Here is a 13,997-nt window from a genome sequence, read left to right as displayed (position 1 = left end):
CCAACTCAAAATCACTAAAGCAACAATGTTGCTAGAATATCCAGTGTAAAGGGTAAACAAAACAAAAGAGCAGTTGTCCTATTTCCTTGTCTCTTGATACTCAATCCATACATGATCACAATCCCTAAAGCATTCACTACAAACTGAAAAAGTGGAGAGGGAGATAGCTTCAATAGCAAAGCAACTAAATGGATCACTAACGTCACTGATTTAGCAATAACAACATCATTTAAAGAAACGATGCCAGCTTCAAGAAAAAGCAGCACTAAAAATTTGCTTAAAAAATACTCAACCAATAAAGATATGATGCTAAAAGCTATTGATATCACCATCAAAAACAGCTTTATAGCTAGTGGTGTTTGGCCGAGCAGGACTTCCAATTCTTGAACGCTGTTTTTTAAAAAACCACCATCTACTAATATGAATACATAACAAGAAAGTAATAGCACATAGGCTATTAACCAAGAAAGATTACGATTAAAAGGATTACCTTTCAATAGATTTCTCCTTTTCCATTAAGATAGATCACTTGTGATTCTGACAATAGCTGCTGGTGTGATAGATTATGAGAAACGTAAAAAACAGTAGCCTTTTCTTTTAATGCTAATAATCTTCCTGCAACCATATCAAGACTAAAGCCATCAAGCGTTGATAGGGCTTCGTCTATGAAAATATAATCCCAATCCTTTACAAAAAGCAAGGATAAGCCCACCTTAGCCTTTGTTCCTACAGAAGCCGTCAGATAATGATCTAGTAACCGTTCTCCAAAGAACTGATTAATCACAGACAAGGTCTCCTCATCAGGAGAGGCATTAAAGGTTTTCCATAATAATGTCAGATTGTCTTCAATAGTTAAGGGAACTACACCGATAGCATTAGTATCAAGATATAGAATATCTCCCTTATGCTGTAAGCGATGGCCGCTATCAAACCGTTCTAAGCCTGCTAACAAGCGCAAAAAAGTGGTTTTACCACTACCATTATTCCCTTCAACCTTATACAGCCCTTTACTAAAGTCAAAGGATATGTGATTTAAGATTTTTCTGTTTGAAAATGACTTGCTTTCATTTACTATTTTCATCCGAGTAACCCTTCCATAATACCAGCAATTAACAAAACACAATACGATATAAGATAGTACCTTACATATCTTCTTTCTCTTTCTAAGAAGGACGTCATGCTTTTTTCAGTCAAAACAGTCCATAGCATATATTGACTCAAGCCTTGATAAAAGAGAAAATTAGGGATCTCCAGCAAACCATGCGGAAACAAACCCAAGGCAGTTATTAGAAATCCAGACTTCCTCATTCCTAAAGTAATTTGTATAACAACCGATACCAAATCAATCAATTGCAAGGCTGGGGACAAAAAGAAGAGGAAAATATAAGACAAAAAATTATTACTATTATTCTTTAAAACCTCCAGAGTAAAATCCCAGCCCCGCTCTGGCTTAGATAATATGACAGTATCACTGGTAATCAGTAAACCAATTAAAATCCCAATCACTATTGAGAAAATAATAAAACTGATATAGTACCTTAAAAATTTCCTCATTGTCATAAACGACTACCTACCATTGCAATGACCACTAGAATAAAATACAAAACCAAAATAACCCACCTAAACACTGACAAATCATCAGCAACCATTTTTATTGATTTTACGAAATAGCAAAATGATATAAAGTATATGAAGGGGATCATCACTAGGTTAGATAGAAAAAGAGCAGCTTGACCATTTAGTAAAAATGGTAGTAAGCCTATGACACATCCCGTATGAATAATAGCTAAGATGTGAGCAGAAAGCAAGAATTGACTGTTACGATAAGCGTTGTAAACACTGATATCCTTATTCAAAAAATGTAAAACAACCAAGCCTCGGTCTAACTCAAGCTCCTTAATGTCTTTACCTACCATAACCTCTAGTAACGTGATATAGGTAGTAGCAGATAAGAAAAAAACTGGTATGCTAAAGCTAGAATAATCAAACAGCAACAATAGCCTTTGCGTGAAATAGGTCGTAGCTATACAGAAGATGATAAACAGAATCATTAAAGCTAAATGATCTGTTATCATATTGACAACAAGCCTTAATAGAGTAATTGTGTTTTCCGTCTTCTTAGCTCTTGCTGCCAGCCATTGGTAGGGATAACGGAAATCAATAGTAATATTAAGCACAAGAATAACCGCATTTAAACAAAGACAAGCAATGACCAGCGACTCCTGATGGAGGTACATGCCATAAATCATTAGAAGATTCAGGATTCTTCCAGCTACTTGAAAAATAGTCGCTAGTGAAAGCGATAACCAATACATAAATACTGCCAGCAAAGACAAGGCTATCCAAGCAAGCTGCTCCGGAAAGGCTATAGCTAAACAGATGACTCCTATGCTAACCACTCGAATTTGCAAAGCATAAACCTTATTAACTGAAAGCAATAGATGCTTAAGTAGATAATAGGGTGTTAGTATAAACGTTGGATGACGCTTCCCCTCATATGGAAATGTTGATTTCACAGAATGATAGGTTCCTGATACCAGAATAAAGGTCGATATTAGAGAACCAGCTCCATCATAGGTCAAAGAATTCCTAAACATTATCATACCTATCACTGAGCCATAAAACAAAAGGGTAAACCCAACAATATTGAGATACCCTAAAATGTTACCGTTATGGTATTTAAAAACATGTTTCATATTAGATCATTAACTGCCAGAAAATAGCAATAACCTTTCCTTTGTGTTTGATAAGGTATAAACAGTAGCTGTCATTCCAGCTCCAATAGATCCTACGCCCGTAATAGCACCAACTATTGCAATAACGCTAGAAACTGTACTGTAAGCACTCAATAAATTAACTGTAGTACTAGCATTAGAAGTACTTATTCCTAAAGCACCTGCAAGATCCGGCAAGCTAATGAGCCCTAGTGCTAACCAGCTTGCTGCCCCTAATGCCATTGACAATAATAACATTTTATGATGTCGTTCTAATGTCGCCATACGCTTCCTCCTAACCAGACCATTAGCCCTCAAACTAGTATAAGGAGCGACCTTTCTGTAGCTTATATTTAGACTTATTAATACTTAGCTAGGTCATTAACACAGTAGTTATATCACGACTATCATCATATTCTCGATATTCGCAAATATGATGATACTTTTTTTAATATTTTCATATTTGCGAATTGCTGAGATTGAGGCTTCCCCTCTGTATAATATCCTTACCAAGGAGGTTAGACATTATGCGAAAAGTTTTTATTTTCTCACCAACCCTTTTATTCATTTGGTGGCTTTGGCCGCTCTAACTACCAAACGATTGGGCCTCTTTTTTTAGTATTAGCTATCTAGAATCACTGATAGCGTCCGATGTAGAATTTGGACAAACTGAGGGTTGCCAAGCTGTTTAACAAGGTTAATATAATCCTCAATATCACTCTTATGACTGCTTTCTTCACTTAAATAAGTGTGTATTTTCTTGAAAAAATTTAAGCTCACTATAGTGAACATATCTTGATAGATAATCAACTCCTCTAGCTTTTTGATAAAAAAGTCAATATAAAAAAGCTGCCTTCTTTCCAGTAAAGTCATGATAATGTTTAATAGAGTGATGTGAGCTGCCTTTCTATGTTGTGGAAGAGAAAGGAAAATCTTATCTCGTTCGATAAATGCTTTTCCCAAAAAAATCATATCCTCATCAGACAAAATGGCCAAACAGCCACCAAAAATGTATAGCTCATATTCTGTCCACTCTTCAATACTATAAAGGTATTCCGTCAATAATTGCTTGTCTGACTCTTCAATTTTAACATTTGGATCAAGTGAGTAGACAGCACTTTTAATGATTAATTCATTTAATCTATTATAAACAGAAAAAATGTCATCACCCTTATATTGGCTCAGAAGCTCCTTCAATCCATCTATATCTGATGCTGTTTGTAGCTCGGCAACCTTAGTGCCTAACTGAAAAAAATCGCTGACTTTATACCCATTTACAGCATGACCAAATTCAGCAAATGTCATATGGATTCCTGAAATAGCTAATAGTAGTTTGTCAGCTGCCAGCATGCTCTGGCCATTTTCAAACTTAGATAGCTGTGAAACTGATAAATTGTCTCTAGCAACGTCCTTTAGCCTAAGTCCACGAGCAATACGAAGCTCCTTATAGAGCTCTCCCAAGCTCATCAAATCTGTATTATTCATTACATTCTCTCTGCCTATAGTTCTAATATTTACATAATTATACCATTAATACGGTAATAAATCTATTAAATAATGATGTGAACCAGTATTTTTATGTTATTTATACAGATCTTAATCAAGCTTTGGCTAAAGCAGCAGTAAAACTATCTGAAGCCATTATGACCATATCAATAAATCTCTCAGCTATTCATACTGATCTTTTTTTGATATAATAAAACTAAAAACGAGGTAGCTAATGCTTGAAGTCATCAAAAATTGGGTCAATATCTGTGTCAAGGAGGGCGACAAGATCCTACTCCTCAACCGCCAGCATGACGACTTTCCTGGCTGGATTCAACCGGGTGGCAAGGTTAACATCTCAGAATCCTTTTTTGAAGCGGCAGTGCGTGAGCTAAAGGAGGAGACCGGCTTAACCGCCTTAAACCTGCAATTAAAGGGAATCTCAGGCTTTACCAATCCTGATAAGCCTGAGCGCTATGTTTATTATGACTTTCTTTGCGAAGATTTTGAAGGCAAGCTGCTAACTGAATCACGAGAGGGCCTACCACAATGGCATGCTATTGCTGATCTAGATAAGCTAGACATGCAAGAGGATATTCGACAAAGGCTACCGCTCTACTGGCGACAAGGATCTTTTGAACGTCTTCATTATTGGTCTGACAAGGAGAAAAAAGTCGTCAAAACAGTCACCCATCTCTACGATTAATTGCTTCAGTTAAGCTTTCCTTAAGGAAACTAGCTTATACTTACATTATCCTAAATTTTTCTTTTTCATAAATCTCCTGCAAAAGCCTTGATTTCTCAGGGCTTTTGCTTTTTTGTCTTCAGAAAAGCACTAATTCACACTGGTCATTTTAATTGTTGTCAATGATTTAAAACAAAGACAAGTCACATGTCCGTTAAGCGTGCTAAGGTAAGCAATAAAAAAGCTCCCCTGGGCGTTTTAGGGATAATCATATCACCTTAACGTCAGGGGAGTCTTTATCAATTATTTTGATATCCTATGATAGAACAACTAGCCTATCCTAACAGGCTTTTTGTTAGAAGCCACCCATCATGCCTGGGTCCATTCCTTGTGGCATTGCTGGTGCAGCAGGCTCTGGCTTAGTAGCAACAACAGCTTCAGTGGTTAGGATCAAACCTGCAACAGAGGCTGCATTTTGAAGTGCTGAGCGTGTTACCTTGACTGGGTCAATGATACCTGTAGCAATCATATCAACCCATTCACCAGTTGCTGCATTAAAACCAATACCAGCAGCACTATTTTTCAGCTTATCAATAATCACTGAACCTTCATAGCCAGCGTTGTAAGCAATTTGACGCACAGGCTCTTCAAGCGCACGAAGCACGATATTGCGACCAGTTGCTGCATCACCATCAAGATCAAGGGCTGCAACCTTATCCATGACATTGATAAGAGCAGTACCACCACCTGCAACGATGCCTTCTTCAACTGCAGCGCGTGTTGCATTTAGCGCATCCTCAATACGAAGCTTCATTTCTTTTAGCTCGGTTTCAGTAGCTGCACCCACCTTGATAACTGCAACACCACCTGCTAATTTTGCTAAGCGCTCTTGTAATTTTTCACGATCAAATTCAGATGTGGTTGTTTCTAATTGTGATTTGATCAGGCTAACGCGGTTTGAAATAGCCTCTGAGCTGCCTGCACCTTCTACAATCACTGTATTATCCTTGTCAACAGTTACTTTAGCCGCTTGTCCGAGGGCAGCCATTGTAGCGTCCTTCAATTCAAGACCAAGATCCTCAGTGATAACTGTTCCACCAGTTAAGACAGCAATGTCTTCAAGCATCGCTTTTCGACGATCTCCAAAGCCAGGCGCTTTAACCGCTACAACATTGAAGGTACCACGAATTTTATTAAGCACTAAGGTCGGAAGGGCTTCGCCATCAACATCATCAGCAATGATCAGCAATGGACGGCTTGTTTTCAACACCTCCTCAAGCAAAGGAAGAATATCCTGGATATTAGAAATTTTCTTATCAGTAATCAGGATAAATGGGTTTTCAAGATCAGCAACCATTTTTTCATTGTCAGTAACCATGTATTGTGACAAATAGCCGCGGTCAAACTGCATTCCCTCAACAACCTCAAGCTCTGTTTCCATACCACGTGATTCCTCAATAGTGATAACACCATCATTTCCCACGCGCTCCATAGCTTCAGAAATATAGTCACCAACCTTTTCAGAACGTGATGACACCGCCGCTACTTGAGCAATCGCTTCTTTTCCAGATACTGGTTGAGCAACAGCCTTTAAAGCCTCAACAGCTGTCGTTGTCGCTGCTTCAATCCCACGACGAATACCAATTGGGTTAGCACCTGCTGTTACATTTTTCAGCCCTTCACGCACAATAGCCTGAGTCAAAACAGTAGCTGTTGTTGTCCCGTCACCGGCAATATCATTTGTCTTTGAAGCCACCTCTGATACAAGCTTAGCCCCCATATTTTCAAAATGATCTTCTAATTCGATCTCCTTGGCAATCGTTACACCATCATTTGTGATCAAAGGAGAACCAAAGGCCTTTTCAAGGACTACATTACGCCCTTTAGGGCCAAGGGTTACCTTAACAGTATCCGCCAAAATATCAACACCACGTACCATGCTTTCACGAGCATCTGCTGAAAATTTTATATCTTTTGCCATCTTATTTCCTCTATTCCTATTTGAATGTATATCTGTTAATCCTACCTGAAATGATAGGGATTCACAATTAAGCTAAAACTGCAAGAATGTCAGCTTCACGACAGATGACAAGCTCTTGATCGCCATCTTTAACCTCTAAGCCTGATCCATATTCAACCAAAACCTTGTCACCTACAGCCACACTTGGTGGAACAATGTCTCCAGTAATAGTACGAATACCTGTCTCACTAACAGCTACAACTGTCCCTACTTTAGTGGCTTCTTTGTGACTAGCAGCAAGAACAAAGCCACCGACGGTCTGCTCTTTTTCTGCTTCAAATTTTAGGACCACACGATCTCCTAACGGTTTTAACATGAATAGTACCTCCAATAATGACTAGATTATCTATTTTGTTAGCACTCTTGTTTTATGAGTGCTAACTTTCTTCTCTATTTTATCACTTGGTCAAAAATAGTCAAGAAAAAAAGTCTAGGAAAAAAGAAAAGACCCAGCTGGTCCTCTCCCATCTTTGGCTATCAGTCACCCTGTATACAACTATCACCTTTCAAAATAACAGGACAAAAGCTCTGGCGGCTGATAACCTCTTTTGATAATACTTGCTTGGTGGGTATTGATTGACCCCCTATGGTTTCTTAGAGGTGACACCATTTGACTATAGCTTGTTGTATTTTGGCAGCTTCTTCTTCAATACCTGTTCCAGCTGATCTCTAACAGCTCCTTTAATAGCCGTATCTAGCTGCCCTTCCATGATCTGAAGGCTTTCCTTGGTTTGGCTGGCAGTCGCTTTGATCTGGTCTTTAAACGCCTTTTTGATCGCTTCACCTTGGCTGTTTACAAGCCTAGCGACTGTGGCAATCCTTTGACGCTCCAGCATTTGACGCATTAGCCTCAGGGCATAGGCGTATTCTTCTTCGATATAGTACTCATTTATTGGTATTAGCATAAGCTCTCCTCATATCTGATAACTCTGTCTCTCTTTGAGCCTGCTCTTGACGAAAAGTCTTGGTTGACTGTGCTCGCTCCTCTTCAAGAGCTGCCCGATGGAGGTGAAACTCTGCCTTGGATTGATCCTTTAAGCGATCCAGTTCCTTGAAAAAATCTGACGCAGCGTTGACAGATAGGTCTAAACGCTTCAAAAAAGCACCCATCTTCTGGTACTCAGAGTTGATCAAATCATCTAAGACATGTCTTCTTTCAGATAAGCTGTCTTCACGCTTCTGATAGGCTTTTTTCTGGCGGAGAAAGTCCTGCTCGGCATCTTCCATCTCCCGAAGCTTACGATAAATAGCCACTTCCTCTACAATTCTGTCTGCCATGCTCTAAACTCTCCTGCTAACTGACGATCCGTTTCAAGCTTGCTATCAATAACCGTCTGAATATCTCTATTCAAGTTTTCAAAGTCTGTGGCCAAGGCTGACAGCTTGCTGACCTTGGATTGAGTATAGTTCTGAAAGTCTTGGACAAAGCGGTCATAAGTGATACCATAAGAAGCAAACAAGGCTTGCACCTCATAATAGGGCAGCTCATGAAAAGCGTTAAAATCAATCGCCGACCACACTTCCATAAGCTTTGCGTCGGCAACCGTTTTATGATCCAGTGCCTCATCAGCCCCCTCTCGAGCAGCCTTAGCCATGGACGAGCCTAGGATCATTCCCTGTGCCGCATCTAAAAAGAGCTCCTCAGAGCTACTGATCCCCTTGCCGGTGGACTGCCAGTGTTTTTTGAGCTTATGGTAGCTTGACATGCTCTTTTTTGAGGCAAGGACAGTTAAATAGGCCCGACTCACAAGGTATTGTGTTACAATGAGCTTACCGTCTCTGTCTACAATCTGACCCTTTTGATTAAAACGATAAGCTCCTAAATCGTGATAATACAAAAGGTTGGCTGATAAGAGCATAGCATCGACATTCCGAGAAATAGCTAAATCATCAGTTCCAAAATAGGCGCCAAAATTGCCAATGCCATCAAAATTAATGCGGAAATTATTGTACATATTGCTATTAGCCTTAACCCATGTGATGGCTTCAGCTGACATGCCGCGAACAGGGTCTGGACCATTAAAGGTTGTTGCTGGGATCCTATGTTCTGCAGCAACTATAAGTGCTAGATAGGCTCCGAGAGAGTGACCTGTGGTTGTTAGGGCAGAATGAGGGTACTTTCTTTTGACCTGTTGATAAAACTTTTGAGCAGATCGTAATTGGTTTTCGGCAATAACAAAATTGCCGCCATCAATATTGCCGCTGACTAAATCATCTTGATTTCCCCGAATGAGCAGCTGCCAATCCGTATCAAGATCTCTGGAATCTACAGCATTTGTCCCTGCATAGGCAATCACAACCTGGGAGGTGTCGACATCACCTTGAACAATAGGAGCTACGGCCATTGCCTGCATACCGTTGTCATTGGTTTTATGGGCATCGTTGTTATTGTCCTGAACTAAGAGGACTCGGTATTGCTTACCCGTATTATAATCGATGAGACGATTTCCCTTTAAAACAATAGGGGCATCATTTGACTTAGCTTTGCTAGGTTCGATATTATAAACTTGCTTAGCCATTTCCTTATAACTACTATCGGATATCATCATATTAACTCCTTTTCTCATGAGAATACGTAATTGCCACTCCCTCTAAAGAAACTTTTTCAATGTCTTTAATTCTATATTTCACAGGCCCCATTTCTTCCAGACTATTTTTCTCAACTAACTTAAAAGTATCTGGATGATAAGAGCGCCCACTAATGTCCGCTAATCCTGACAAACCATCAAACGAAAAGCCTATTTCATTTTCTCCATTTATAACTACCGTCGTTCCCCACGAACCTGTTTCACGAGAATGTCCCCAGCCTGTAAACTTAATTTCTTTAACCCCTTCATAGTCATGAACAAGCAGCTTAGCAATGCTGGTTTCCAAATCCCTTTTTTGTTGCTCTTCCGTTCTTTTGCCATTCAAACTAAAAACCATAAACAGCCCTCCTATTAGAATCATTAAAGCAATAAAAGCTTTGGTCGACTTTTTCATGAAAGTTCTCCTTTCGATTTCTAATAATAGTATACAATAAATCAGAAGTCATAGAATAACCATATTCAATTTTTATGTCGTATTCGATAAAAAATATACCATCTCAACAAACAATCGCTTAAAAACGATTTTAGGGTATATTTCTTCCCTGCAAGCAAAGGACACAAAAAAAGCCATCTGAATTTTCAACATCAGAAAGCTATTTCGTATGACTATGGTATAATGGTTTCTACAGAAAAGTTAAGGCGGTGGCTCTAATTTCTGAAAGGTGGTGGTGCTTATGACTGTAAGTGCTAAAATCCAAAGAGAAAGGAGCGAATATTGTCCGTTTACGAGGCAATGCAACTCATGCTTGGGTTCGGTAGTTTTCTACTTTCACTCATTGGCTTAGTTGTTATTATCGTAAAAATGAGCAATAAAAAATAACCGTCTAACTTTAGCGAGTAACGGTTATTTTTTAACTAAAAACAAGCTACCGTCTTAAACGGTTCTGCATTGGGTAGTTGTTTCGAGCAACTGCCCTTTTTCTATTTTCATTATATCTCAGCTAAGAAAAATAGTCAAATGAGATACTATTTTGGCAGCTAGATTGGTAGCCAAATCTTCAAAATACCTATTTTTCGCTAAATTCGATTAAAATTAAATCCTATCTGTCTGCTACGCTTTAAACTCTCACTCTAGTACTTCATCACCATACGACAAAAAGAGCCTGAGAAACTTTGTCTCAGACTCTCTCAAAGCTCTTAGCTTAATTTAATATCAAGCATTAAGCGATATCAAAAGCTAGCTTCCCACGTGATACACCAATCTTGAGGCTTTGACCGCTTGATAACTCTCCTGACAGCATTAATTCTGCTAACCTGTCCTCAACCTCTGTTTGCAAGGTGCGACGAAGTGGGCGAGCGCCCATTTCAACATCGTAACCAGCTTCAGACAAGTACTTGAGAGCTGATGGCTGGAACTTAAGGCTAATATGCTTTTCTGCCAAGGCTGCAATCAGCGGCTTAACCATAATTTTCACCACATCACGCATGTTTTCCTGTGTTAGGCTATGGAAGACCACCTTCTCATCAATTCTGTTGATAAATTCAGGCCGATAAGCCTTTTTCAATTCCTCTAAAATACGCTTTTCCATTGCTTGATGATCATGACCGATCGCTTTAGCGCCAAATCCAACCGTCTTATCATCTCTTAGAGCAGTTGCTCCTAGGTTGCTCGTCATGATAATAATCGTGTTTGAAAAATCAACCTTACGTCCACGACTATCTGTTAACATACCATCATCAAGGACCTGCAGCAGGATATTAAAGATGTCTGGGTGAGCCTTTTCAACCTCATCAAAAAGAAGAACGGCATAAGGCTTATTTCTAACCTTTTCGGTTAGCTCTCCTCCCTCATCATAGCCAACATAGCCAGGAGGAGCCCCATTAAGACGGGAGGCTGCAAATTTTTCCATGTACTCAGACATATCAAAACGAATAAGGGCTGACTCATCATCAAAGAGTAATTCGGCCAAGGCCTTTGCTAGCTCTGTTTTTCCGACACCAGTTGGACCAAGAAACATAAAGGAGCCAATCGGACGCCTGCCTGTGCGAATGCCTGACTGGTTACGACGAATGGCTCGTGCAATAGCAGAAACAGCCATTTCCTGACCAACAACACGCTTATGCAATTTCTTTTCCAGATTCAGGTATTTTTTACTATCCGCCTGAGTTAGTTTTTCTAGGGGAATACCTGATAGCTTGCTTAAGGTGTGTAACATATCATCTTCAGTGACTGCTGTTGGTTTTAGCTTTGGTTGCTTATCCTCTTTGGCTAAAAGGGCTGACACCTTGCTCATATCACCATCAAGCAGGGCTTGATCAAGCGGTGTTATAAAGTCAGGCTGCGTCTTTTTAACCATACTTTGCACCATCGCACTGGCTTCATCAAGCAGATCAATCGCTGAGTCTGGAAGCTGCTTACTTGTCAAATAGCGCCGAGCCAGCTTCACAGCAGTATGGACAGCTGTATCAGAGATTGTTACATTATGGTACTGTTCATAGGAAGGCTTCAAGCCAAGCAAAATCTGATAAGCGTCCTCAACACTAGGCTCCTCAATCAATATTTTGGCAAAGCGACGAGAAAGGGCTGCGTCCTTTTCAATATGCTTTTGATATTCCTCTTGAGTTGTAGCACCAACCATATGCAGGGTACCGCGAGAAAGGGCTGGCTTTAGAATATTAGCTGCATCAAGAGTGCTGTCAATACCACTTCCTGATCCCATAATGGTATGTAGCTCATCGACAAACAAGATGATTTTGCCATCTGCTTCAATATCGTCAATGAGTTGATTCATGCGCTCTTCAAAATCCCCACGAAAACGGGTACCTGCAACCACACTCATCATGTCAAGCTCCAAGACACGCATGTCCTGTAATTCATAAGGAATCACGCCGTTTGCAATACGCTGTGCCAAGCCATAAGCTAGAGCAGTTTTTCCAACACCAGCATCACCAACAAGAACAGGATTATTTTTAGTCTTACGACAGAGCACCTGAACCATACGTAACACTTCTTTTTCTCGTCCGATAACTGGCTCTAACAAGCCCTGTCTTGCCATCTCTGTCAGGTCTCTAGTAAAGTCTGATAGCTCACCAGCTGTACTCTGTGGCTTGATCATTTCAGAAAAGGTGCCTACTGATTTACTCTTTTTAGGCTTACGCAACTCATGAATCGCCTTAATGGTTTCCTTACTATAGCCGGCATTTAGCTCAATTGCCTTACGCAAATCCGCAAACCTAGGCTCTCCCTTGCCAGAATCCTTAAGCCTATAGCCTGCCAATTCTAACAGACGACTAGCCATAATGTCCGGATTGAGCAAAATAGCAAAAAGCACATGCTCTGAGCCAACCTCATGCTCATTGGTAACCTGACAGATAGCATGCGCAAATGCTAGTATTTCTGATAAGGCCTTGGATTGCGGCTTGAATTGGACAGAAGTCACCTCCTTGGGACTTTTTCCCATAGCTAAAATGGCAGCTGCCTCATACTCTTCAGCTCTGATCTTTCGTTCAAATTCGCTTAAAACCATGGCTGCTAAAGAATGATCAACGGCTACCATAGCTAATAAAATGTGCCAGGTCTCAAGGTAGGGACTATCAAAGCGCTCTGCCTGAAATTGAGCCTGATTAAAAATGTCTTGCATCTTTAATGAATAAGTCATCACTAATTGCTTCCCTTTCTATCAATTCGTTGCAATAGACGATAAAGCATACGAGCACGAATTTCTGGTGCTTGATGTCCCAAAACATCATTAGACGCTATAGCTAAAATAATGTTTCCTTCGCGTTCTGTTAATAACTGCTCATCAAAAAGCAGCTGAATCGAATCTGTAAAGGCCTGCTCGCTTAAACGATCATCAATAGAAGCGATCAACGTACCGATCAGGTGGTGCTTATCTGAAAAATGAACCTTAGCAATACGAATGTAGCCACCCCCACCACGCTTACTCTCTACCTCATAGCCTCTGCTTTCTGTAAAGCGAGTCTTGATCACATAATTAATCTGGCTTGGTACTACCTGAAAGGAATCCGCCAGCATGGAGCGCTTAATCTCTGCGATTCCTGATTGGGCTAACAATTCTTTGATATATTCTTCGATACTATCGGAAGTATTTTTTGTTGGCATGCCGTCACTCCTTTGCTAAAACGATTCATTTGCTGCTTTAAGCCTTTATTTTTGACTAAAACTGACTAACATTATATCAAATAGCAGTCACTAAAAGCAAATGGAAATCACTAGAATGTAAAAAGACAGGCGTCATTGACAACACCCATCCCCTACTATCTGCTCACTAGATTAAGACAATTTAGTGATATTTACTGCCTGAGGACCGCGCTGTCCGTCTTCAACATCAAACGTCACCCTTTGTCCCTCGTCTAACGATCTAAAGCCGTCAGACTGGATCGCTGAAAAATGTGCAAAGACATCTTGACCATTTTCAGTTGAAATAAAGCCAAAGCCCTTTTCAGCATTAAACCACTTGACTGTACCTTGTGCCATAGTCATCCACTTCCTTTCTATAACGCATTTGTAAACATAGAGAGAAATAAAGATGCCAAAACACAAC

The 13,997-nt window shown here is 40.0% G+C and carries 16 protein-coding genes and 1 pseudogene; 2 read left to right on the top strand and 15 right to left on the bottom strand.

The window, feature by feature from the left end:
* Positions 1 to 14: 14 nt before the first annotated feature.
* The 6 genes from I2432_RS00940 to I2432_RS00915 all read right to left on the bottom strand — a co-directional run bounded on the left by I2432_RS00940 (position 15) and on the right by I2432_RS00915 (position 4,199).
* Positions 15 to 497 carry a hypothetical protein gene (locus I2432_RS00940; RefSeq protein ID WP_206158917.1) on the bottom strand — a complete coding sequence of 161 codons (483 nt, stop codon included), beginning with the start codon at positions 495 to 497 and terminating at the stop codon, positions 15 to 17.
* Positions 494 to 1,081, bottom strand: a complete 588-nt coding sequence (locus tag I2432_RS00935) for an ABC transporter ATP-binding protein (RefSeq protein WP_012678903.1) — start codon at positions 1,079 to 1,081, stop codon at positions 494 to 496. Before I2432_RS00935 ends, I2432_RS00940 begins: the two co-directional genes overlap by 4 nt.
* Positions 1,078 to 1,560, bottom strand: coding sequence for a stage II sporulation protein M (locus I2432_RS00930; RefSeq protein ID WP_111692112.1), 483 nt, complete (start codon positions 1,558 to 1,560; stop codon positions 1,078 to 1,080). Before I2432_RS00930 ends, I2432_RS00935 begins: the two co-directional genes overlap by 4 nt.
* Positions 1,557 to 2,696, bottom strand: coding sequence for a hypothetical protein (locus I2432_RS00925; protein ID WP_206158916.1), 1,140 nt, complete (start codon positions 2,694 to 2,696; stop codon positions 1,557 to 1,559). Before I2432_RS00925 ends, I2432_RS00930 begins: the two co-directional genes overlap by 4 nt.
* A 9-nt stretch (positions 2,697 to 2,705) precedes the next feature.
* Positions 2,706 to 2,999 carry an uberolysin/carnocyclin family circular bacteriocin gene (locus I2432_RS00920; RefSeq protein ID WP_042669851.1) on the bottom strand — a complete coding sequence of 98 codons (294 nt, stop codon included), beginning with the start codon at positions 2,997 to 2,999 and terminating at the stop codon, positions 2,706 to 2,708.
* A gap of 336 nt (positions 3,000 to 3,335) precedes the next feature.
* Entirely contained in the window at positions 3,336 to 4,199 is an 864-nt protein-coding gene (locus I2432_RS00915) for a helix-turn-helix domain-containing protein (protein WP_206158915.1), read from the bottom strand.
* Positions 4,200 to 4,434: 235 nt separating this feature from the next.
* On the opposite strand from I2432_RS00915, the gene I2432_RS00910 reads away from it, so the two are divergent.
* Positions 4,435 to 4,905, top strand: coding sequence for an 8-oxo-dGTP diphosphatase (locus I2432_RS00910; RefSeq protein WP_206158914.1), 471 nt, complete (start codon positions 4,435 to 4,437; stop codon positions 4,903 to 4,905).
* A 334-nt stretch (positions 4,906 to 5,239) separates the two neighbouring features.
* Here I2432_RS00910 and groL read toward each other — a convergent pair whose 3' ends face one another.
* The 6 genes from groL to I2432_RS00880 form a co-directional block, all read right to left on the bottom strand.
* A complete protein-coding gene (gene groL, locus I2432_RS00905) occupies positions 5,240 to 6,865 on the bottom strand; it encodes a chaperonin GroEL (protein WP_206158913.1) in 1,626 nt (541 codons plus the stop codon).
* Positions 6,866 to 6,932: 67 nt separating this feature from the next.
* Positions 6,933 to 7,220, bottom strand: coding sequence for a co-chaperone GroES (groES, locus tag I2432_RS00900; protein WP_012514806.1), 288 nt, complete (start codon positions 7,218 to 7,220; stop codon positions 6,933 to 6,935).
* Between the two features lie 298 nt (positions 7,221 to 7,518).
* Positions 7,519 to 7,809 carry a hypothetical protein gene (locus tag I2432_RS00895; protein WP_206158912.1) on the bottom strand — a complete coding sequence of 97 codons (291 nt, stop codon included), beginning with the start codon at positions 7,807 to 7,809 and terminating at the stop codon, positions 7,519 to 7,521.
* Positions 7,790 to 8,182 carry a hypothetical protein gene (locus I2432_RS00890; RefSeq protein WP_206158911.1) on the bottom strand — a complete coding sequence of 131 codons (393 nt, stop codon included), beginning with the start codon at positions 8,180 to 8,182 and terminating at the stop codon, positions 7,790 to 7,792. Before I2432_RS00890 ends, I2432_RS00895 begins: the two co-directional genes overlap by 20 nt.
* On the bottom strand, positions 8,164 to 9,453 hold the full coding sequence (locus I2432_RS00885) for a lipase family protein (protein WP_206158910.1): 1,290 nt from the start codon (positions 9,451 to 9,453) through the stop codon (positions 8,164 to 8,166). Before I2432_RS00885 ends, I2432_RS00890 begins: the two co-directional genes overlap by 19 nt.
* Position 9,454: 1 nt before the next feature.
* Complete coding sequence (locus I2432_RS00880) at positions 9,455 to 9,886, bottom strand: hypothetical protein (RefSeq protein WP_206158909.1); 432 nt, start codon at positions 9,884 to 9,886, stop codon at positions 9,455 to 9,457.
* Between the two features lie 280 nt (positions 9,887 to 10,166).
* Between I2432_RS00880 and I2432_RS10450 the strand changes: the two are divergent.
* Positions 10,167 to 10,312: pseudogene (locus I2432_RS10450) on the top strand (putative holin-like toxin).
* A gap of 340 nt (positions 10,313 to 10,652) precedes the next feature.
* Here I2432_RS10450 and I2432_RS00870 read toward each other — a convergent pair.
* From I2432_RS00870 to I2432_RS00860, 3 genes are all read right to left on the bottom strand, one after another.
* Positions 10,653 to 13,094: an ATP-dependent Clp protease ATP-binding subunit gene (locus tag I2432_RS00870; RefSeq protein WP_206158908.1), complete on the bottom strand. Its 2,442-nt coding sequence runs from the start codon at positions 13,092 to 13,094 to the stop codon at positions 10,653 to 10,655.
* Positions 13,094 to 13,555, bottom strand: a complete 462-nt coding sequence (locus I2432_RS00865) for a CtsR family transcriptional regulator (RefSeq protein ID WP_012514800.1) — start codon at positions 13,553 to 13,555, stop codon at positions 13,094 to 13,096. Before I2432_RS00865 ends, I2432_RS00870 begins: the two co-directional genes overlap by 1 nt.
* A gap of 171 nt (positions 13,556 to 13,726) precedes the next feature.
* Entirely contained in the window at positions 13,727 to 13,930 is a 204-nt protein-coding gene (locus I2432_RS00860; RefSeq protein WP_012514799.1) for a cold-shock protein, read from the bottom strand.
* Positions 13,931 to 13,997: the final 67 nt, after the last annotated feature.

Origin of the sequence: Streptococcus equi subsp. zooepidemicus, assembly GCF_015689395.1 — a bacterium.
Lineage (GTDB): Bacteria > Bacillota > Bacilli > Lactobacillales > Streptococcaceae > Streptococcus > Streptococcus equi.
The sequence above is the reverse complement of the archived record's forward strand: the minus strand, read 5'-3'. Positions and strand labels throughout refer to the sequence as shown.

What these genes read in the sequence shown, in the direction of transcription:
- I2432_RS00865 (WP_012514800.1), bottom strand. Translation starts at nt 13,555, where the DNA reads ATGCCAACAAAAAATACTTCCGATAGTATCGAAGAATATATCAAAGAA.
- I2432_RS00930 (WP_111692112.1), bottom strand. Translation starts at nt 1,560, where the DNA reads ATGACAATGAGGAAATTTTTAAGGTACTATATCAGTTTTATTATTTTC.
- groES (WP_012514806.1), bottom strand. Translation starts at nt 7,220, where the DNA reads ATGTTAAAACCGTTAGGAGATCGTGTGGTCCTAAAATTTGAAGCAGAA.
- I2432_RS00915 (WP_206158915.1), bottom strand. Translation starts at nt 4,199, where the DNA reads ATGAATAATACAGATTTGATGAGCTTGGGAGAGCTCTATAAGGAGCTT.
- I2432_RS00890 (WP_206158911.1), bottom strand. Translation starts at nt 8,182, where the DNA reads ATGGCAGACAGAATTGTAGAGGAAGTGGCTATTTATCGTAAGCTTCGG.
- I2432_RS00880 (WP_206158909.1), bottom strand. Translation starts at nt 9,886, where the DNA reads ATGAAAAAGTCGACCAAAGCTTTTATTGCTTTAATGATTCTAATAGGA.
- I2432_RS00885 (WP_206158910.1), bottom strand. Translation starts at nt 9,453, where the DNA reads ATGATGATATCCGATAGTAGTTATAAGGAAATGGCTAAGCAAGTTTAT.
- I2432_RS00910 (WP_206158914.1), top strand. Translation starts at nt 4,435, where the DNA reads ATGCTTGAAGTCATCAAAAATTGGGTCAATATCTGTGTCAAGGAGGGC.
- I2432_RS00920 (WP_042669851.1), bottom strand. Translation starts at nt 2,999, where the DNA reads ATGGCGACATTAGAACGACATCATAAAATGTTATTATTGTCAATGGCA.
- I2432_RS00895 (WP_206158912.1), bottom strand. Translation starts at nt 7,809, where the DNA reads ATGCTAATACCAATAAATGAGTACTATATCGAAGAAGAATACGCCTAT.
- I2432_RS00935 (WP_012678903.1), bottom strand. Translation starts at nt 1,081, where the DNA reads ATGAAAATAGTAAATGAAAGCAAGTCATTTTCAAACAGAAAAATCTTA.
- I2432_RS00925 (WP_206158916.1), bottom strand. Translation starts at nt 2,696, where the DNA reads ATGAAACATGTTTTTAAATACCATAACGGTAACATTTTAGGGTATCTC.
- groL (WP_206158913.1), bottom strand. Translation starts at nt 6,865, where the DNA reads ATGGCAAAAGATATAAAATTTTCAGCAGATGCTCGTGAAAGCATGGTA.
- I2432_RS00860 (WP_012514799.1), bottom strand. Translation starts at nt 13,930, where the DNA reads ATGGCACAAGGTACAGTCAAGTGGTTTAATGCTGAAAAGGGCTTTGGC.